17 protein-coding genes are annotated in these 19,838 nt (G+C 67.2%); 7 read left to right on the plus strand and 10 right to left on the minus strand.

Annotated features, from left to right (window positions below):
• Positions 1 to 6: 6 nt before the first annotated feature.
• Positions 7 to 2,292 carry a DUF6055 domain-containing protein gene (locus FHS28_RS10585; protein ID WP_184294541.1) on the plus strand — a complete coding sequence of 762 codons (2,286 nt, stop codon included), beginning with the start codon at positions 7 to 9 and terminating at the stop codon, positions 2,290 to 2,292.
• 135 nt (positions 2,293 to 2,427) lie between these two features.
• Here FHS28_RS10585 and FHS28_RS10590 read toward each other — a convergent pair whose 3' ends face one another.
• Positions 2,428 to 2,703, minus strand: coding sequence for a DUF1272 domain-containing protein (locus FHS28_RS10590; protein WP_088453147.1), 276 nt, complete (start codon positions 2,701 to 2,703; stop codon positions 2,428 to 2,430).
• Here FHS28_RS10590 and FHS28_RS10595 point away from each other — a divergent pair.
• Complete coding sequence (locus FHS28_RS10595) at positions 2,702 to 3,082, plus strand: hypothetical protein (RefSeq protein WP_184294543.1); 381 nt, start codon at positions 2,702 to 2,704, stop codon at positions 3,080 to 3,082. The two genes, FHS28_RS10590 and FHS28_RS10595, sit on opposite strands and share 2 nt — an antisense overlap.
• 133 nt (positions 3,083 to 3,215) lie before the next feature.
• Positions 3,216 to 5,345 carry a peptidase inhibitor family I36 protein gene (locus tag FHS28_RS10600; protein ID WP_184294545.1) on the plus strand — a complete coding sequence of 710 codons (2,130 nt, stop codon included), beginning with the start codon at positions 3,216 to 3,218 and terminating at the stop codon, positions 5,343 to 5,345.
• 177 nt (positions 5,346 to 5,522) lie between these two features.
• On the opposite strand, the gene FHS28_RS10605 is transcribed toward FHS28_RS10600, so the two are convergent.
• Complete coding sequence (locus tag FHS28_RS10605; protein WP_184294547.1) at positions 5,523 to 6,578, minus strand: aldo/keto reductase; 1,056 nt, start codon at positions 6,576 to 6,578, stop codon at positions 5,523 to 5,525.
• A gap of 169 nt (positions 6,579 to 6,747) precedes the next feature.
• On the opposite strand from FHS28_RS10605, the gene FHS28_RS10610 reads away from it, so the two are divergent.
• The gene (locus FHS28_RS10610; protein ID WP_088453145.1) at positions 6,748 to 7,635 is read left to right on the plus strand and encodes an AraC family transcriptional regulator; all 888 of its coding nucleotides are present in this window, start codon (positions 6,748 to 6,750) and stop codon (positions 7,633 to 7,635) included.
• 18 nt (positions 7,636 to 7,653) lie between these two features.
• On the opposite strand, the gene FHS28_RS10615 is transcribed toward FHS28_RS10610, so the two are convergent.
• Positions 7,654 to 8,553 carry a LysR family transcriptional regulator gene (locus tag FHS28_RS10615; protein WP_088452859.1) on the minus strand — a complete coding sequence of 300 codons (900 nt, stop codon included), beginning with the start codon at positions 8,551 to 8,553 and terminating at the stop codon, positions 7,654 to 7,656.
• A 157-nt stretch (positions 8,554 to 8,710) separates the two neighbouring features.
• Here FHS28_RS10615 and FHS28_RS10620 point away from each other — a divergent pair, with 157 nt between their 5' ends.
• Positions 8,711 to 9,913: an MFS transporter gene (locus FHS28_RS10620; RefSeq protein ID WP_088452857.1), complete on the plus strand. Its 1,203-nt coding sequence runs from the start codon at positions 8,711 to 8,713 to the stop codon at positions 9,911 to 9,913.
• Positions 9,914 to 10,012: 99 nt separating this feature from the next.
• Here FHS28_RS10620 and FHS28_RS10625 read toward each other — a convergent pair whose 3' ends face one another.
• The 3 genes from FHS28_RS10625 to FHS28_RS10635 are packed head-to-tail and all read right to left on the minus strand — an operon-like array spanning position 10,013 to position 11,808.
• Positions 10,013 to 10,993: a hypothetical protein gene (locus tag FHS28_RS10625; protein WP_184294549.1), complete on the minus strand. Its 981-nt coding sequence runs from the start codon at positions 10,991 to 10,993 to the stop codon at positions 10,013 to 10,015.
• Positions 10,994 to 11,045: 52 nt separating this feature from the next.
• The gene (locus FHS28_RS10630) at positions 11,046 to 11,408 is read right to left on the minus strand and encodes a hypothetical protein (protein ID WP_184294551.1); all 363 of its coding nucleotides are present in this window, start codon (positions 11,406 to 11,408) and stop codon (positions 11,046 to 11,048) included.
• A gap of 52 nt (positions 11,409 to 11,460) precedes the next feature.
• On the minus strand, positions 11,461 to 11,808 hold the full coding sequence (locus FHS28_RS10635) for a nuclear transport factor 2 family protein (RefSeq protein ID WP_088452851.1): 348 nt from the start codon (positions 11,806 to 11,808) through the stop codon (positions 11,461 to 11,463).
• A 242-nt stretch (positions 11,809 to 12,050) separates the two neighbouring features.
• Between FHS28_RS10635 and FHS28_RS10640 the strand changes: the two genes are divergently transcribed.
• Positions 12,051 to 13,565 carry a YifB family Mg chelatase-like AAA ATPase gene (locus FHS28_RS10640; RefSeq protein ID WP_088452849.1) on the plus strand — a complete coding sequence of 505 codons (1,515 nt, stop codon included), beginning with the start codon at positions 12,051 to 12,053 and terminating at the stop codon, positions 13,563 to 13,565.
• A gap of 88 nt (positions 13,566 to 13,653) precedes the next feature.
• Here FHS28_RS10640 and FHS28_RS10645 read toward each other — a convergent pair whose 3' ends face one another.
• From FHS28_RS10645 to FHS28_RS10660, 4 genes are all read right to left on the minus strand, one after another.
• Complete coding sequence (locus tag FHS28_RS10645) at positions 13,654 to 15,138, minus strand: sensor histidine kinase (protein ID WP_184294554.1); 1,485 nt, start codon at positions 15,136 to 15,138, stop codon at positions 13,654 to 13,656.
• Complete coding sequence (locus FHS28_RS10650; RefSeq protein WP_088452844.1) at positions 15,122 to 15,808, minus strand: response regulator transcription factor; 687 nt, start codon at positions 15,806 to 15,808, stop codon at positions 15,122 to 15,124. The genes FHS28_RS10645 and FHS28_RS10650 overlap by 17 nt, the downstream gene beginning before the upstream one ends.
• 10 nt (positions 15,809 to 15,818) lie before the next feature.
• On the minus strand, positions 15,819 to 16,685 hold the full coding sequence (locus FHS28_RS10655) for a MipA/OmpV family protein (RefSeq protein ID WP_088452842.1): 867 nt from the start codon (positions 16,683 to 16,685) through the stop codon (positions 15,819 to 15,821).
• 246 nt (positions 16,686 to 16,931) lie between these two features.
• Positions 16,932 to 17,351 (minus strand): VOC family protein, encoded by a 420-nt coding sequence (locus tag FHS28_RS10660; RefSeq protein ID WP_088452840.1) that lies wholly within the window; start codon positions 17,349 to 17,351, stop codon positions 16,932 to 16,934.
• 165 nt (positions 17,352 to 17,516) lie between these two features.
• On the opposite strand from FHS28_RS10660, the gene FHS28_RS10665 reads away from it, so the two are divergent.
• Positions 17,517 to 19,775, plus strand: coding sequence for an O-linked N-acetylglucosamine transferase, SPINDLY family protein (locus FHS28_RS10665; RefSeq protein ID WP_184294556.1), 2,259 nt, complete (start codon positions 17,517 to 17,519; stop codon positions 19,773 to 19,775).
• Positions 19,776 to 19,838: the final 63 nt, after the last annotated feature.

A 19,838-nucleotide genomic window follows, 5' to 3' on the forward strand; every position in this document is an offset into this window, starting at 1 on the left:
GGATCCATGTACAACATCAAGACCCTGGCGGCCTGCCTGGGGCTGGCGGGCCTGTGCGCCAGCGCAGCCCATGCCGCCCTGCCTGCCACGTTCAGCTATACCGTCAACAACCGGTGGAGTGGCGGCTATTGCGCGACCGTGAAGGTGACCAATCCCAACCCCACCGCCCTCACCTGGAGCGGGACGCTGCCGATCGAGGGCAGCGTCAGCAATGTCTGGAACGCCGAATGGAGCGCGAAAGGCTCGCTGCTGACCCTGCAGGGCATTGGATGGAACCGGACCCTGGCGCCGCTGGGCAAGAATGAATCGGTCGGCTTCTGCGCGACGACCACCGCCGCTGCGCCGGCGCCTGCTCCCGCACCGACGCCCGCCCCGTCCCCTGCACCCAGCCCGGCCCCTTCGCCCGCTCCGGCACCGGCACCGGCCCCCACACCAGCGCCTGCCCCGGCACCAACGCCTGCTGCACCGGCACCTGCGCCAACCCCAGCACCTGCGCCTGCACCGACTCCAGCGCCTGCTCCAGCCCCTGCCCCCGCTGCGGTGGACGCGGGCACTACCCTGACCAACTGGTACACCGGCACGCCCACCGCCCCCGCGGTCACGCCGGGCACCTGGCGCGCCGGCGGTCCCAATCCGGAGCAGGCGGCTTTCAAGCTGGTGAAGGAAAGTGCCCACTTCGCCTTTTACTCAGACGAGACGCTCTCCGAGGCCGACCTGACCCTGGCGGCCAACACGCTCGAGAACACGGTGTGGAAGTCGCTGTTCGGCGCCGGGCTCTACATGCCAGAGCCGTTCTTCAACAAGGCGGACAAGATCAAGCCCGCCATCCACATCCACTCCGGATGGGGGCTGACCGGCGGCGCCTGGGTCGATAGCGCTCGCAACCTGCACATGGGCATGTGGATCGCACCGGCTGCGCTGAAGGACCACTGGGGCCTGACCCATGAATTCACCCACGGCTGGCAGTCCTGGGCTGGCAACAACGGCGGCATGGCCTGCAACACTGCCAACACCTGCGGCTGGATCTTCGAGAGCCACGCCAATTTCACGCCGCACCAGCTGCCCGAGTACAAGAGCGATGTGCACTGCTCCGAGATGCTGCCCAATGCACCGCATCTCTACCTCGGTTCCACCCGTGACCGCTACTGCAACTGGCAGTTCATGGAATACCTGAAGGACCGCTATGGTCCCGAAGCCGTGACCCAGATCTGGACCACTGCCGGGGCGGATCCGTTCACCAACATCCAGAAGGCCCGCGGCTGGAGCGTCTCGCAGCTCAACGACTTCTTCGGTGAATGGGCCCTGCACAACGTGACCTGGGACTACAAGGCCACGCCGGATGCCTTCCGCAACAGCTACGGCAACATCACGCTGACCGACAAGGCCGAGCGCATGCGGCGCCTGATGCCGCTGGAGGCACTGGACAGCAGCTGGGCCACCAACCGTCGATTCGTCTCGCCCTACTACGGCTCGCCGCAGCGCTTCGGCTACAACGTGGTGCGCCTCTATCCGGAAGCGGGCGCGACCACGGTGACGGTGAAGTTCCGCGGCATTGACCAGACTGGCGCCAACGCCGACTTTCGCTGGGGCCTGGTGGCCACCAACTCGCAGTTCACCTCCTCGCGCTACAGCGCCCTGCAAAAGGGTCTGGACGGCGAGCTGACCTTCAAGGTCAGCACCGGTGAGCCGCTGTTCCTGGTGGTGACGGCCACGCCGACGGTGTTCAAGAGCATCACCTGGGATCAAGCCTACGGCTCCATCCCCCGCTACCGCTACATGGTGGAGATGGCCGGCGCCTGGCCGCAGGGCTTCCAGGGTGGCAAGCGCGACCTGTGCCCGACCGGCACGGCCCGCCACAGCAACGGCGGCGGCTGCGCGCCGACCTCCACCCCGACGACCGTCTACGTGGGCCCTTACGCCACCATCCTGCCGGGCGGCCGCGCCACCGGGAACGCCCGCATCGAGGACCAGGCCATCGTGGTCAACGGCGCGGTGTCCGACAACGCGATCGTTGGCGGCCTGAGTGTCATCGGCATGAGCGGCAGCCCGTGGGGCAACAACACCTTCACCGTCAGCGGCTCGGCCCAGGTGCGCACCACCTTCTATCCGCTGGGCTTCTTCGAGGCCAACCAGGGCGCGTCCGGGACGCTGAACCTGCATGGGGATGTGGAATACCGCGGTGTGGGACTGAACCTGGGTAGCGGGTACCGCTCGGGCTTTGTGGACCCCACCTCCAACGTGGGCCTGTCCACCGATGTGAATCCCAAGACGACGCCGGTCTGGCGGCCTTGATCGGCGCCTGAGGCCGAAAGCCTCGGCCCACGGGGTCTGCGCGTCACAGCAGGGGGAGCGGGAGCTCCCCCTTTTTCATGGGCGCAGCAGGGGCGCTGCAGGGGCGCGCATCCTGGCCCATCCGCAGGTGACGCCTCAGGTCGCCAGGCTGGGATCCGGCGTCTGCGTGCAACCGCCGGGTTTCAGCACCCGCTGGGTGGACGCCGGATGTTTGCGCAAACCGCCGGCGGGGCCGCCCGCGGGACGGATCGGCCGCAGCACCAGATTGCCCAGGCAGTTGGGACAGTGGCCCTGCAGCACGCCGTGGGTGCAATCCGGGCAGAAGGTGCATTCGTAGCTGCAGATATAGGCCGGGGCAGTCGGGCCCAGATCGGTATTGCAGCATTCGCAGTTGGGGCGCAGGTCGAGGATGGCCATCGAAAGTCCTGAAAGCGTGCGGGTGCGGGAACGTGCCCGGCAGGTGCAGGGCGATGCAGGGGAAGTCGTGAAGTGTGCCTCACCCGTCCCCCGAAGCCGCGACAGCAGGCATCGCCAGGCTGTGTCCGGTTCGATGCAGGCCGAAACGAAGAAGAAACATGGCGTTAACGGCGTGACGCGCCCGGACCGCCCCGCCGCGCAGATCCCGCGGGGCGATCGGCGCGCCGTCTCCACCGGCAATCGCCCCAGTGACCGCGCCCCGAACACCCGCCGGGCCCTGCCATCCGCATCACCGCAGGTCCTGAAACCGCTTTCCGCCGCTTACGAATCGGCAACACCGGTTGCACCGCTGCGGGGCGCCCGCTCCGAATAATGCGCCTCGCCCGGGGATGCACCCGCCAGCCCTCTGCGCTTGCGCACCTGGCACGCCATGCAATCCACCCGGACCCGGCCTGATCGCGACCGTCGCGCGGCCCCCAGTTACGTCCCTGCCCCAAGGAGTCTCCATGACCGTGTCCACCCTGCGCCCGTCTGGCGCGCCCAGCACCCTGCGGCTGCATCCTCTGTCCCTGTCGCTGGCCCTGGCCGGCCTGCTGGTGGGTTGCGGCGGCGGCAGTACCGGCGATACCAGCGCTGAAGAGGCCCGTCGCGCCGGCGCCGGCGGCTCGGCCGCCACGACGGCCCAGGTCTGCCTGTTCGAACACGTCAATTACAGCGGCGCCAGCCTCTGCCTGACCAGCAGCACCACCTGGATCGGCCGCTCGTGGAACGACCGGGTGTCCTCGCTGAAGGTGCCGGCCGGCTACAAGGTGGAGCTGTTCTCCGACATCAACTACGGCGGCCGCGTGCTGACCGTGACCGGCGACACCAGCAGCCTGGTGCCAGTGCGTTTCAACGACGTCGTCTCGTCGGTGCGCATCACCCCGGTGAAGGTGACCCCGCCGCCCGCACCGGCCCCCTCGCCGTCGCCGGCACCGTCGCCTTCGCCCGCACCTTCTCCGGCACCTGCGCCTGCACCGTCGCCCGCCCCCGCGCCGGCCCCGACCCCGCCGACCAGCAATGCCGTGCTGTCGTCGGTGCAATTCGCCCAGTCGATGCTCTACGGCAGCAGCGACGACCAGCTGGTGCTCGTCTCCGGCAAGCCTGCGCTGCTCAAGGCCAACGTGACCGCGCCGGCCTCGCCCTCCACGATGCCGGTGGTCACTGCAAAGGTCGAAAACACGGTGGACGGCACCAGCCGCGACCTGACGCTCACCGCCCCGCGCCGCGGCATCCCGACCGCCGTGTCGGCCGTGCCGTCGTTCGACGATTCCTACACCGTCACCGTGCCGGCCGAGCTGGTCAAGACCGGCCTGAAGGTCACGGTCACCGTGGCCGGTGTGGGCAGCCAGACCTTCACGCCGCGCATCGGTGGTGGCACGGCCATGCGCTTCATCCCCATCTCGGTGAAGATCGCCGGGACCAGCGGCCAGCTGCCGGTGGACCAGACGGCTCACCTGAAGGCGCTGTTCCCGGTCGCCACCGTGACGGCGCAGTCGCACCCGGCTTACGTGTCCACCCGCGTCACGACCCTGCCGACCACGGACGACCAGTGGAGCGATGCGTTCGGCAAGATCCTGGGCGAGCTGTCGGACCTGCATGCGCTCGAACGTGCCGCCCGCCAAGACTACTACTTCGGCTTCATTCCGAAGCGCACCTGGGGTCTGGCCGGCCTGGGCTACATGCCCGGCAACTCGGCGGTCGGCTTCGACATGCCCAGCGCGCCGGACACCGTGCGCGACGTGGTGGCCCACGAGCTGGGTCACAACTTCTCGCTGCCGCATGCGGCCTGCGGCGGCGCGGGTTCGCCCGATCCGAAGTATCCGTATCCGGACGCCAACCTGGGCAAGCCGGGTCGCTACATCTGGAGCTTCCTGTCCGACACCAACAGCTTCTACGATCCGCGCCCGACCGACCGGCACGACATCATGAGCTACTGCGGTGGCGTGGTCTTCTCCGACTACAACTACCGCCTGATGCAGACCTTCCTGACCCCGGCCGACGGCCCGACGACCAAGGCCGCCTCGGTGACCAATGCGCCGGACCAGGACGTGCTGCTGATCAGCGGCAGCATCCGCGGCAAGCAGATCGAGATCAATCCGGTGAAGACGCTGGTGTCCAAGCCGGAGACGTCGACGGGTCCGTATGTGCTGCGTCTGCAGACGGTGGGCGGTCAGATCATCGACTACCCCTTCACGCCGATGGCGCTGGACCACGAAGGCGAGATGCTGCACTTCCGCGTGCTGGTGCCGAAGGTGGACAACATCGGCAGCATCAGCGTGCTGCGTGATGGCAGCGTCCTGACGCAAGTGGCGGCCCGCGCTGCCAACGTCCGTCAGCGTGCACTGGCCGCGGGCACGACCCGCTCGGTGGTGCAGGTCCAGGAAACGCGCGGCCAGGCCGTGCTGCGCTGGGATGCGGAAGCCACGCCGTTCCTGAGCGTCACCTGGACGGACGGCAGCCGCCGCCTGAACCTGGCCCAGGACCTGAAGGGCGGTCAGGCCACGCTGGACACCAGCGCCCTGCCGGCCGGTGGCCGCTTCGAGCTGATCGTGTCGGACGGCCTGAACGCACAGCGCGTCGAACAGGCTCGCTGAGCGGACCCAGGCGCCTGAGCCCGCTGGGGCGTCAGGCGTCGGGCGTCTGCGCTCACGCGTCTCCGCTCAGGCGGAAAGCAAAGGCCCTTCCGGGCGCCTCCTAGACGGAGGCAGGCCGGGAGGGCCTTTGTCATGGGCGCTTCAGCCGCGCGGTTTCAGCGCGGGGTCAGCGAGGAGTCAGCGCGGGGTCAGCGCGGACGTCCCGAAGATCAGCTGCTGGGCCATCGGGCGCCCGATGAAACGCTCTGGAAAGATCGGCGCAATCGCACTGGCCTGCGCCAGCCGCTGGAGCTGATCGTCGGTGAAGCGAAGATCCAGCGCGCCGAGGTTGTCCAGGGCCTGCGCCGCCGTACGGGCGCCGATGATCGGCGACACGACCGCCGGGTGACGCAGCGTCCATGCGATCGCCACCTGCGAGGCGGACGCCTCCACCTCACGCGCCACCTCCCCCACCACCGCTGCGATGTCCAGCGCGCGCTGGTTCAGATGGCCGGTCGAGGCGATCACGCCCTTGCGGCTGCTGGAGACCTCCGCGCCGTTCTCATCGGAGAGGTCGGCCGCGCTGTACTTGCCGGTCAGGATGCCGCCGCCCAGCGGCGACCAGGGCAGCACCCCCAGCCCCATGGCCTGCGCCATCGGCATCAGCTCATGCTCCACCGTGCGCTCCACCAGGCTGTATTCGATCTGCAGGGCCACCAGTGGCGACCATCCGCGCAGGTCCGCCAGCGTCTGCAGTTCGGCCACTCGCCAGGCCGGCGTGTTGCAGATGCCAAGATAGAGCACCTTGCCGGCGCGCACCAGATCGTCCAGGGCGCGCATCACCTCGTCGGGCCGCGCCGTGAAGTCCCAGGCATGCACGTACAGCAGGTCGATGCGATCGGTGTCCAGCTGACGCAAGCTGGTCTCCACGGACCGGACCAGGTTGAAGCGGTGATTGCCACCCGAGTTGATGTTGGCCGGGTCCCGGGCCATTGTGTACTTCGTGGCGAGGATCAGCCGGTCACGGATCGGCTTGGCAAATCGTCCGAGGATCTGCTCGGAAGCGCCGTTGGTGTAGTTCACCGACGTGTCGATGAAATTGCCGCCCCGCTCGACATAGGCATCAAAGATGCGACGGGCTTCTGCATCGTCGGCGCCCCAGCCCCAGTCGGAGCCGAAGGTCATCGTGCCGAGGGACAGCGGGGACACGCGCAGGCCGGATCTGCCGAGGAGGCGATAGTGGTTCAGGGACATGGTGAGGTCTCCGGAAAGCGCCATGCGGGCGCGAGTGGAAGGGAAGAAGTTCAAAGCCGTAGCGATGTCTGGATCGCCTGACTGAATTCTTCGTTCCGCACCGTCGGGACGGTTGACCCGCTGGCCGGAATCCTTGCACGATCGTCCGCCCTGATGGATGATGCCGGCCATGAGCACGCTGGAAGCTTTCAAGGACGCCATTGGCCGTCACACGCCGTCCGATGGCACGTTTTCCACGGCCCTTGCGGGGGTGCGGCTGATCCGCTGTTCCGCGCCAACGCTGCCGATGCCGGTGATCTACGAGCCGACGATCTGCTTCGTGGCGCAGGGCCGCAAGCGGGCGGTGCTGGGCGACACCGTGCTGCACTATGACCCCGCCAGCTTCCTGGTGGCCACCGTCGGCCTGCCGGTGACCGGCACCGTCATCGAGGCCACCCTGCCCCAGCCCTATCTGAGCGTGCAACTGGACCTGGACCGGCCGGAGCTGGGTGAGCTGGCGCTGCGGCACGGACGTGCTTCGGCTTCCGCGGAAGTGACGCAGGGACTGCGGCTGGGAGAGATGTCCGACCCGCTCCTGACTGCCGTGACCCGGCTCATCCAATTGCTGGATACGCCGGAGGATGTCGAGGCATTGGGACCGCTGGCGATCCGGGAGCTGCTCTACCGGCTGCTGACCGGGCCGATGGGGCCGACCATCCTGGCGATCACGCAGGCCGACAGCCGGCAGAGCCAGATTGCGCGGGCCATCGTCTGGATCCGCGAGCATTACCGGCAGCCGTTCCGCATCGACGATGTGGCGGACATTGCTGGCATGAGCCGCTCGACCTTTCACGACCACTTCAAGGCCGTCACCGCGATGAGCCCGCTGGCGTTCCGCAATCAGCTGCGGATGCAGGAAGCGCGGCGGCTGATGGTCAGCGACGGACTGGATGCAGCCCGCGCCGGCTTCAGCGTGGGGTATGAAAGCCCATCGCAATTCAGCCGCGACTATTCGCGCCTGTTCGGGCGGGCGCCTGCGCAGGATGCGCGGCGACTGCGGGTCAGTGGATTGGGTTGATGGCCCGCGCCCGCGCCGCTATCCGGTGGTGCGAGGGGTCATCTGCTCCGCCAGGAAGTCCAGGAAGCACTGGATGCGCGCGGACAGCGGTGTATTGCGGTAGTACACCGCGTGCACCGGTTGCAGCACTTCCACCGTGTCCTTGGCCAGCACCTGTACCAGGGCGCCGCTGTGGCGGTCCTCCTGCGTCATGAAATCCGCGAGGCAGGCGAGACCCTGACCCGCCAGCGCCAGCTGCCGCACCGTCTCGCCGCTGGAGGCCTTCACTGTGGGGACGATCTCGAAGCTGGTGTCCTGGCCATGCCGCAGGGGCCACTGGTTGAGCGTCTCCGGCTGGGTGAAGCCGATCAGCGAATGCCGCGCCAGATCGGCCACCTTGCGCGGGCGGCCATGCGCCTCCAGATAGCTGGGTGCCGCCAGCACCCGCAGCCGGTAGCAGCCTAGCGGGCGTGCATGCAGCGTTGAATCCCGCAACTGACCGATGCGCAGAGCGACATCGGTGCGCTGCTCGATAAGGTCGATGATGTTGTCGCTGCTGTGCAGCTCCAGCTCGATCTCCGGAAACTGCTCCCGGAATGCGCCCACCATCGGCACCACCACATGGAGCATGAAAGGCGAGGCGGCGTTCACCCGCAGGCGGCCCGCGGGCCGCTGATGGCGAATGGTCATCTGATATTCGGCGGACTCCACGGCGGCGAGAATGTCCCGCGCATGGGTCAGGAACACCGTGCCTTCTTCGGTGAGCTCCAGCCGGCGGGTGGTGCGCCGCATCAGCGTCGTGCCGAGCTTCGTCTCCAGGCGGCCGAGCGCACGGCTGATGCCGGAGACGGTCTGGTCCAGATGCTCCGCGGCGGCGGTGATGGAGCCGCTGTCGATCACCGTGGTGAAGGCCAGCAGTTCTTCAAGGCTGATTTTCATGGCCGACCCATCGCTTGATTCGCCGCTTGATCCATCGCTTGATCCATCGGTTGATCCACCTTTGACTCTGAGTCAAAGGTATTGTGCCTGCTCACGGCTTTTTCGGAATCAATCGGTTCATCACACTCCAGCCTGACATCTTCCCTGGAGTGATTTCATGCCCCTGGCTCTTCTCGCGCTGACGCTCAGCGCCTTTGCCATCGGAACGACCGAGTTCGTGATCGTTGGACTGATTCCCACGGTGGCGGCCGACCTGGGTGTCGGCCTGCCTTCGGCCGGCCTGCTCGTCAGCCTCTATGCGCTGGGTGTGGCCGTGGGCGCGCCGGTGCTGACCGCGCTCACCGGCAAGGTGCCGCGCAAGACCCTGCTGCTGTCGCTGATGGCGCTGTTCACCGTTGGCAACCTGATGGCGTGGCGCTCGCCCGGGTACGAATCGTTGGTGCTGGCGCGGGTGCTGACCGGCCTGGCGCACGGCGTATTCTTCTCGATCGGCTCGACGATTGCCACCAGCCTCGTGCCCAAGGAGAAGGCGGCAAGCGCCATCGCCATCATGTTCACCGGGCTGACGGTGGCGCTGGTGACCGGCGTGCCGATGGGCACCTTCATCGGCCAGCACTTCGGCTGGCGCGCGACTTTTCTGGCTGTCTCGGCATTGGGGGTCGTTGCCATGATCGGCAGCGCCGTATTCGTGCCCAACCGGCTGCGCCATACGCCGCCGGCCTCGCTGGCGCAACAAGCCCGGGTGCTGGCAGAGCCTCGCCTGCTGCTGGTGTATGCAAAGACGGCCATTGGTTATGGCGGCACCTTCATTCCCTTCACCTTTCTGGCGCCGATCCTGCAGGACATCAGCGGCTTTGCGCCGAGTTCGGTGGCCTGGGTGATGCTGGTCTACGGCATCTCGGTCGCGGTGGGCAATCTGTGGGGCGGCAAGCTGGCGGACCGGATGGGACCGATCCGTGCGCTGCAGATCATCTTCGCGCTGCTGGCAGCGGTGCTGATGCTGCTGAACTTCACCGCCCCGCATCCGTGGCTGGCGGTGGGCACGGTGCTGCTGTGGGGCGCGGTCGCCTTCGGCAATGTGCCGGGGCTGCAGGTGTATGTGGTGCAGCAGGCGGAGCGGGTGGCACCGCAGGCGGTGGACGTGGCGTCCGGGCTGAACATCGCCGCCTTCAATCTGGGCATCGCCGGGGCCGCGTGGGCCGGTGGGCTGATCGTGACACATCTGGGCTTGATGCACACACCGTGGATCGGCTCGCTGGTGGTGCTGGTGGCGCTGGCACTGACGACCTGGAGTGGGGCGCTGGATCGGCGCAGTGGCGTGGCGATTCGGCTCAGTGGGCCGCGGCCGGTGGGGCACTGAGCGGGTGAAGGGGAGCGGCGATGGGATTGCCGCGCTCACCGACCGGAAGGCCCCGTCAGCCGGGCCGCCGCCCATGGCATGCGCGGCAGTCTTGCGCGACTACTGAGCCAACGCGAGTACGGCAGGCCGCAGCGCGTCCGACAACGCCCCACGATCCCACCCCGCCAGTTGCTGAAGGGAGGCTTTCCGCCCCAGTTGCCGTGCGGCCAGGAGGCCAACGTAATAGCCGATCCGCGAGGGCCAGTCGCCATGGTGGCCCATGTCGAAAAACGGTTGGGCCGCCGAAGCCTCGGTGCTGTCCCAAACGTCCAGCAGCGCGGCCGCCGCCCGGCGCAAGGTGGCCGGATCCGCGGCGGCCAGTTTTTCATCGTCGAGCAGGAGCTGGACCAGGGATGCACCGGGATTCAACTGCTCGCTTGCATAGGTCGCCAGGCCTTCGACCCAGAGCGACTCATGCACCCGGGAATGGACCTCCAGACTGATACGAGGAGCGCGCTGCGCGTGGTAGCAATGGAAGAACTCATGGGCGAACAGCACCGCGGGGTCCGCTCCGGAACCGTGCCACCGCTGGATGCCATCGGCCCCGAAGAACAGGGGCAAGGGTGCATTGGGGCCTTGCGATTCCAGGTGGGCATCAAAGCTGAACAGCGATGGCAGAAGCCAGATGGGCGATGCATCCACCTTGAAGTCCGGGAGCGCGCGTTGGAAACGGGCGCATTGGGCTGCATACAGCGCGGGAAAGCGGCGATGCAGTTGCCGGACCTCCTCCGCCATCAGGTCGAACTTGGGGAGCCACCGCAGGACCCGTTCCGGCGTGACACTCAGGCCGGCCAGGCGATAAGCGGCCGAATGCGGCTCGAAGAAGTCCGTCATCAGCCTGCGAACGCGCGGGTCCGTGTCCAGGGACACGCTGCCATCGTAGACCTTCCAGAAGGCAGGCATCAGGTCGGTGAAGCCGCCAGCCGCAGGGGCGGGCTGGGGTTCTGCGCCAGCGATGGACAGCGACAGGCTGAGGGGAATTGCCGTCCAGGCCGCAGCCATTCGAAGCCAATGGCGGCGCGGCGGGTCAAACGGTTGCATGGACCATCCAGTCAGGGGCGCGAAGACCCATGGTGTGCTCCCTCGAATGGTTTCATCTGGAGATTGCCATGGACATGTCTCCCAGCTTGGGATCTACCGAGAACGAGACCTGCCCCCATGGAAATCGGGCCACTGCACGGGCCCGGTGCATGGACGTCGGCCACACTCCGGACTTCTTTGCGAAGCGCTTCACCATCCGGCTGGTGAGAATGGAATCGGGAAACTCTTCTTCGGTGAAGAGCATGGCGGCGGACGACGCTTGCCGCTCCTCCTGCACGATCACCAGGGTCGCGGGGAGATCCAGGTAGCGAACCTGCCTGCGCGCGTGACTGGCGGCCATGTGCTCGCCCAAGGTCCAGAGCCGTTGACCATTCAACAGCACGCTTCCTTGGGCAAGATCGATTTCAATTTGCACGGGTGCAGTCCACTCAGCTTTCCGGCAAAGCGCACGCTGGCTGTGCGAGGCCTCAGCCCCGCACGAACCACACCTTGGAGATCCCTCGCTCGGTGACCTCATAAATCGCGGCGACGTCCAGCGGTGCACCGGGGACGCCGGTCACCCATTCGTGGTCGATGACCTTGTTGCCAAACACCATTCGATTCACCAGCTTGGCGTGCAGGTCCGGCAGGTTGAATCGGTTGTCCCTGTAGTGGCCACGGAGCGCCTCTCGGCCCACCAGCGTGGGTTCGGGATTGGAGAGGGTGTAGACCACGACATCGTCGGTGTACTCCGCCACGAAACGATCCAGGTCCCGATCGTTGTAGGCGTCCAGTTGGCGTTGGGCGAATGCTGCGGGATCGAATGACGATGACATGGCCGGTCCACGGAGGTAATGAGGGCAGAGGCGGATGCTAACCGCGTTGGGTCGCGCGCTCGTGGTCCCCCTGTCCACCGTCTGGAATGACGTTGTGACTTCAACTTCAATGGCCTGCCAGAGGGTGACGTCCGTTCAATCCCCGGGTCACCCCTTTCGAGCGCCTCCCTCATCGGGATAGCCCTGGCTCGGCCAAGCTCACAGACTGAGCACCTCGCCCCTCCGGCGCAACGGTGCTCCCCATGTCCTTGTCCGTCACCCATAGTCGCTCCCTCACCGGCCTGACCGCCGCAGCCGTGGACGTTGAAGTCCACCTGGCCAATGGCCTGCCCAGCTTCACCCTCGTCGGACTCGCCGACACCGAGGTGAAGGAATCCCGCGAACGTGTCCGCGCCGCGCTTCACAGCAGCGGTCTCGAGTTCCCTTCCAACAAGCGCATCACGGTCAACCTCTCCCCTGCGGACCTCCCGAAGGAAGGCGCCCGCTTCGATCTTCCGATTGCGCTGGGTCTGCTCGCCGCCAGTGGTCAGGTCGATGCCCAGCGCCTGCCCGGCATGGAATGCGCCGGTGAACTCGCCCTTTCCGGTGAGTTGCGCCCGGTGCGCGGCGCCCTCGCCATGGCGCTGGCATTGCGCGCCAGCGGACTGGCTCGCGAATTGCTGCTCCCTCGCGGCAGCGCCGCCGAAGCCGCATTGATGCAGGGCCTCATCGTGCGCGAAGCCGTGCATTTGCTGGAAATCGTCCAGGCCTTGCAGCCGCACAGCGACACGACACTCACACGTGTGCTCGTCACGCCGCCGCTGCCCTCGATGGAAGCGCGCGATCTGCGCGACGTCAAAGGCCAGGCTGGCCCGAAGCGTGCGCTTGAAGTGGCAGCCGCTGGCGGACTCGGCCTGCTGCTCGTCGGCCCGCCCGGCACCGGCAAGTCCATGCTGGCCCAGCGCCTTCCCGGCCTGCTACCTCCGATGGAAGAAGCCGAAGCCCTTGAGTCTGCGGCCGTCCTCAGCATCAATGGGCAATTCAGGCCGGAGCTCTGGGCGCAGCGGCCTTACCGATCTCCCCATCACAGCGCATCGGCAGCCGCCTTGATCGGAGGAGGCTCGCCGCCCCGCCCTGGCGAGATCACGCTCGCCCATCATGGCGTGCTGTTCCTCGATGAGTTGCCCGAATTCCAGCGCCACGCGCTTGAGGCACTCCGCGAGCCGTTGGAGACCGGCCGCATCCACATCGCCAGGTCGTGCCACCAGGCGGAATTTCCCGCGCAGTTCCAGCTGATCGCTGCAATGAATCCCTGCCCGTGCGGCCACCTCGGTCATCCGACCAAGGAATGCCGCTGTACCGCCGAGCAGATCGACCGCTACCAGGGCCGGATCTCAGGTCCCCTGCTGGACCGCATCGATCTGATGGTGGAGGTGCCGATGCTCGCGCCGCAGGTGCTGGCGGGTGCCGCTGAAGGTGAAGCCAGCCGCGAGGTCGCAGCACGGGTGGCTGCCGCGCGCGCGGTGGCCCTGCTTCGACAAGGCTGCATCAACGCCCAGCTGCCTTCCGGTCAGCTGGACCAGCATCTGCACCTGACGCCGGAAGCGGAAGCGCTCCTGCACAAAGCGGCGGCGAGACTCGCCTGGTCGGGTCGCAGCTATCACCGGGTACTGCGGATGGCCAGAACCGTCGCCGATCTGGCAGGCTCAGCGGAGATCCAGCCGGCGCATGTGTCTGAGGCGATTCAATGGCGGCGGGCATTGCCCGGGCGGGAGTGAGGCTCGCGGACGCCAGCCCTCCGTGCCAGTTAAAACTGACATCGCACCCGTTTCGGAGCGTCCATGCCGGTTTTAACTGACACGCGACTCAGAACAGCGCATTCAGCATCGCTTTCCCAGGCGACGTCGACTGCACTCTCACCGGCGGCATCCGCCTCGGCGCTTCTGTACCTGGCTCACCGGACTCCCACCCCGCCCCGCCGTCTCCCGGTGCTTCCGCCTGCCCGAGATCAAGCGCCATCTCCAGCCCGCGCCCGGTATTGCGCGCCGTCAGCCGCCATCGGTGCGCCAAGGCAATCTCCCGGCAGATGGACAGGCCCAGCCCGGCCCCCTCTTCTCGCCGCTCCGGCCCGCGCCAGAACCGCTCGAACATGCGCTGCAGGTGCTCCTGCGGCACCCCGGGCCCGTCATCCCGCACCGCGAACCGGTCGGCCTGCACCGCCAGCACCACCACGCCGCCCGTCGGACTGTGCTGGATGGCGTTCTCCAGCAGGTTCTTCACCAGGGTGAACAGCGCACCTCGGTCCGCCTGCCAGGGCCGCAGGTCGTCGGCCAGGCGAAGTCCCAACAGCACCCCGCGACGCTCCGCCACACGGCCCATGTAGTCAAAGACCTCCTGCAGCGTGCCACGCGGATCGATCGCTTCCATCCGGTAGTTCTGCGGCTCGCTCACCTCCGCCAGCATGAGCAGTTGCTGCACCTGACGCGCCATGCGGTCCACATCCTCCAGCAGATACCGCCGGCGCTCATCGTCCGGCCCCAGCTCCACCTGAGCGCGTATCAGCGCCAGCGGCGTCTTGAGTTCATGCGCCGCGCTGGACAGAAACTCCTGCTGTGTGCGAAAGCCATGCTGCAAACGATCCAGCGTCTGGTTGAAGGCCTGCACCAGCGGCCGGATCTCACGCGGATGCACCTCCGCCGACAAGCGCTGATCCAGCGTCCGCGGCGTGATGCGACGTGCTTCGGCCGACGCATCGCGAAGCGGCTGCAAGGCCTTGCGCAGCGTCAGATGCACCGTCAGGAAAAATATCAGCATGAACACCACGCAGGTGCCCGCCACACCCTTCATCAAGGCCGGCGTACCAAAGGTGGAACGCATGCGCATCACGATGCGATCACTGATGGCCATCTGCAGCCACCAGCGACCCTGCGACTGCTTCACCGGCATCGTGGCCGCATGCATCGCCACGCCGTCGCGCGTCAGCGTAAAGACCTGACGCTTGATGTCGAACGCGGCACCATCCGCCTTCAGCGGTGTCAGGTCGGCCCGCTCGGAGCTGTAAGCCACCCGCCCCTCGGCATCCACCACCCGCAGGGTCGCTTCTTCAGACAGGCTGCTGAACAACCAGGGCTCAATGTGCTGATCATCAATTCCCACAGGTCGCCCCTGCGCATCAAGGCGCACAAAGGCGGACACCTCGGACGTCCAGTGCTGAACGCCCACGTCCAGCAGATGCCGATTGAACGGCGTGGCCAGCACGGCCAGCACCAGCGCCAGCAGGCCCATGCTCAGCAGCAGGCCGCCGATGAACATCAGCATCAGCCGGGCCCGCAGGCTAGAGGGGCGGATCATCTTCCCGAAGCGCATAACCCTGAGTTCTGATGTTGACGATCTGCAGACGCGACCCGATGCCCAGCAGCTTGCGACGCAGCCGGTGCAGCGCCACATCCAAGGCATTGGGTGTGACGGCTTCGGACAGGCCCCACGCCGCGGCCTCCAGCGTGCCGCGGCGAACGGTCCGGCCCTCCTGTCGCACCAGCGAAAGCAGGATCTGCTGCTCACTCGGCGAGAGGCTGATCGACTCGTCCCCGCACCCCAGTCGTCCTTCCTCCATCTGCAGGTGGATGTCCCCGAAGGCGGGGCGGTCCGGTTGCAGCGCGGCCGGGCGTCGCAGCAGCGCTCGTACGCGGGCCACCAGTTCCTCCATCGGGAAGGGTTTGGTGAGGTAGTCGTCCGCGCCGGAGTCCAGGCCCTCCAGCCGGTCATGCAACGCATCCCGGGCGGTGAGCATGAGGCAGGGCGTGCCGGTCCCCGCCGCTCGCAGACGTCGCACCAGATTCAGCCCATCGCCGTCCGGCAGGCCCCGGTCCACCACCAGCGCCGCATAGTCGATGGCCTGCAGCCCCTGCCATGCCGCTTCGAGCGTCGGGAACACATCCGTCGGAATGCCGGCGGCCTGCAGGCTCTGGCGGACCAACGCCGCCAGGCGGGCATGGTCCTCAACCAGGGCGATGCGGTTCATGCGCTCCGCGTCAGAAGCGGTAGAGGTAACCCACCGCCGCGCGTGGCAGGTTGCTGCGCTCGACGATCGGGCTGTTGGTCGCTTCCTTTGGCAGATGGGTCACACCCAGGTCCAGGAAGATCACGTGCTGACGCTGGATGGCATAGTCCATGCGCAGCCCGGCCTCCAGCGCCACGCCGGCATCGCCCTGATAGGCGGGACGGCCCGGCAGCGCTTCGCTGGCCCGCACGCCGTAGTAGTAGTCCACCCACTTGCGGTCCATCCAGGCCGCGCCCAGTCGGGGCGTGAAGCTCACGGCACCCATCTGGAAGCGCCGGTCCACCTGCAGTTGCAGGCGCTGGCCCTTGCTGTGGCTGGAGAGGTCGGTGGTCCACTCCAGGCCCAGATTGGCCACCGGCGTCTGCCAGCCCAGACCCGCGCCGCCCATGACCCCGCCCTTGCGCTCGGCCATGCCGGCCAGCGCCGGAGAATCGCTGCCCTTGTAGCCTTCGGGCACCCACTTGAGCAGCAGGCCGCCGGTGAGGCGCTGGTGAGGCGCCAGGCTGTAGTTCAGCAACTTGCCCTCGACGGTGGTGCCGGCGAAGCGGACATAGCGGTTTTCGTAGAAGAGCAGCGGGAGGGCGTTGACCTTGCGATCCGCATCCAGATAGGCGCGTTCACGCACGCCAATGCCGACGCCCACCGCCCATTGAGAGCTGCCACCGGCCAGCCCTTCCGAGGCCGACGGCGAAGCCACCTGGGACTGCGCGCAGACGGCAGGAGCGGCGATGGACAGCACACCCGCCGTCACAGCACCCACCAGAGTGCCGAGCGTGGTCCGCATCGGGCTGCGGGCGGCGGCGGCGCCGCGAGTCGGAGAAGAGGTGTCAGGATTCATGGGGTGGAGGGGTTGGGGATGAAAGTGACGGTGAGGGAGACGGGGGAATCATCCAATCGCGGCGAATGTTCGACTGGCGCGACTTACCACCGACTTACCGCCGGCTTCGCGCCGACTTTCGGTCGGCAGAGCGCCTGCTGAGGCCAGCTCAGTGCTGGCAAAGTGATGCTTCAGTGCTGCCTCAGTGATGCCCGAGTGCCGACCGACCATCGCGAACTGTTTCAGCACACGGGACACAGTGTCGCTTCACCCGGCAAACACGCCGTCCATCGCCGTGAATCCCTTCACCTCGATCGGATTGCCCGATGGATCCAGGAAAAACATCGTTGCCTGCTCTCCGGGCTGGCCGGCAAACCGGATCTGGGGCTTCAGGACCAAGTCCAGGCCCTGCGATTCCAGCCGGTCGGCCAGTGCGCGCCACGCGGGCATCGGCAGCACCAGGCCCAGATGCGGCATGGGCACCAGATGGTCACCCACACGCCCGGTGTTGGTGGTCTTGAAAGGCTCTCCCAGATGCAGCGAGATCTGATGGCCGAAGAAGTCGAAGTCCACCCAGGTGTCGGTGCTGCGGCCCTCTTCGCAGCCCAGCACGCCGGTGTAGAAGGCGCGGGCAGCGTCCAGGTCACGCACGTGGTAGGCCAGATGGAACAGGGCAGGAACTTGCATGGAGCCTCCAGAAGACAGACTGGCATCCTAGCGAATGCCGGGGCGCCCCGCCGTCCGTAGGGTCCACAGCGGATGCCGCGAGTGCCATTGGCGACGTTCACATCGTTGGCATCTCTTGCATCTCTGGCATCGTTACTATGGGGCATCGCATTGCGACTCCTCATCATGGCCCTGCCCCGTACCAGCCGCGCCCAGGCGGCGCTCAAACAGGCGTCCGCCGCCTTTCAGCGCCAACAGTGGCCCGCTGCGGCCCGTGCCTTTCGGGAGGTGCTCGGCGCCGATCCCGCTTATGCCGAGGCCTACCCCCTGCTGGCCGCGGCGCTGGAGCGCTCCGGCGCGCTGCAGGAAGCGGTGGAGGTGCTGGTCACCGCCACCGAGCACTTCCCGAAGGATGGGGGGCTGTTCCTGCGCCTGGGGAATCTGCTGGCAGGCGTCGGCCATTGGCAGGATGCGGCGTCATGTTTCCAGCGGGCCAGCGAGCTGTCGCCCGGCGACGCAAGGGCGGCTTTCAACTGGGGCGTCGCGCTGCAGGAACTGGGCCAACCCGTGGACGCCATCCCCGCGTTTGAACGGGCCCTGAACGCGGACGCCCAGTACACCGCCGCCTATCTCGCACTGGCGCAGTCTTACCAGGCCACCGGCGTGCCGGAGGCGGCCCTGATGGCGCTGGACTGCGCCCGTCAGAGCGCCCCCACGCAGGCCCGGCCCGCGGTGGAGCGGGTCCGGCTGCTGTTGTCGCTGGGCCGTTTGCCGCAGGTGCTGGCCGACACCCAGGAGTTGCTGACACGCTTTCCCAAGGACGTGGAGCTCTACAACCTGCGCGGCATTGCCCTGAAACAGTCCGGACAGAGCGAGGAAGCGCTGCACACCTTCACCCAGGCGCTGGCGCTGCAACCCGATGCTGTGGAGCCTCTGCACAACCGGGCCAATCTGGAACTGCTGCAGCGGCATTTTTCAACCGCACTGGCGGACTTTGACCATCTGCAGACGCTGCGGCCCGACCTCGACTGGCTGCGCGGCCTGCACCTCTACACCGCCATGCATCTGTATGACTGGCAGGACTTCGACGACCGCCTCGCCGCCTTGCTGGACGGTCTGGCGAAGCAGCACAAGGTCGTGCAACCGCTGATCCTGCAGAACCTGGTGGATGACCCGGCGGCGCATCAGCAGGCGGCCCGCTTGTGGATGCAAAGTTCGGTGACCGCCCCTTCGGAGCCCTTGCCCATCACCGTCCACGCGGCCGGGCACGCCGCCGCGCCCATGGTCATGTCCGCCCGCCACGCGGGCACCGGCGCGACCAAGCTGCGGGTCGCCTACATCTCGCGCGACTTCCGCATGCACCCGGTCGCATTCCTCATGGCCGAGGTGCTGGAGCTGCACGATCGCCAGCGCTTCGAAGTGCTGGCCGTCAACTACGGTCCGGCTCGACCGGACGATCCGATGCAGCAGCGCATCCGCGCGGGCGTGGATGGATTCCTGGATGTTGCCCATCACACGGACCGCGAGATCGCGCAGGCCTGCCGCGAGCTGCGGGTGGATGTGGCGGTGGACCTGACCGGTTTCACCGAAGGCGCGCGCAGCGGCATCTTCGCCGAGCGCCCGGCCCCGGTGCAGGTGCTCTATCTCGGCTACCTGGGCACGTCGGGGACTGCGCACTATGACTATCTCGTCAGCGACCCGGTGCTGGTCTCCCCGGAGACCCGCGCCTTTTATGACGAACACCTGATGGTGTTGCCGAGCTACCAGGCCAATGACCGGCAGCGCCCCCATCCCGCGCTGCACACCAGCCGCTCGGAACTGGGCCTGCCCGACGACGCCTTCGTGCTGTGCTGCTTCAACAATCCCAGCAAGATCACCCCGGCCATGTTCCAGCTCTGGGTCGACGTCCTCCGGCAGGTGCCTGGATCGGTGCTGTGGCTGCTGGAAGAAGATCCCGCGGCGGCAGTGAACCTGCGCCGCCATGCGGACGCCAGCGGCGTCGGCGCCCACCGTCTGGTGTTTGCCTCGCGTGCACCGCGCGAGCTCTATCTGGAGCGGCTGCAGCAGGCCGACCTGTTCCTGGACACCCTGCCCTACAACGCCGGCACCACCGCCAGCGACGCGCTGTGGATGGGGCTGCCGGTGGTCACGCTGCAGGGCCGGTCTTTCTGCGGGCGCATGGCCGCGAGCCTGCTGACCGCTGCGGGCCTCCCGCAGCTCATCGCTCGGGATGCCAAGACCTACGTCGACACCGCTGTACGTCTCGCACTCACCCCTTCGGAGCTCGCCGCGCTGCGGCAGCAGTTGCACGACCGGCGCATGTCGATGCCGCTCTTCGATTCGCCGCGCTTCATCCGCCATCTGGAACGGGCCTACGGCGAAGCGCATCGCCTGCGCAGCGCGGGCGAACCGCTGCGCGATATCCACATCACCGCCAGCCCATGAAAAAACCCCGCGTGCGGATGCATCGCGGGGTTTTGTAGCGTCCGGGGGAACCGGAGCTTCGCA

The organism is Roseateles terrae, assembly GCF_014192155.1.
GTDB lineage: Bacteria > Pseudomonadota > Gammaproteobacteria > Burkholderiales > Burkholderiaceae_C > Roseateles > Roseateles terrae.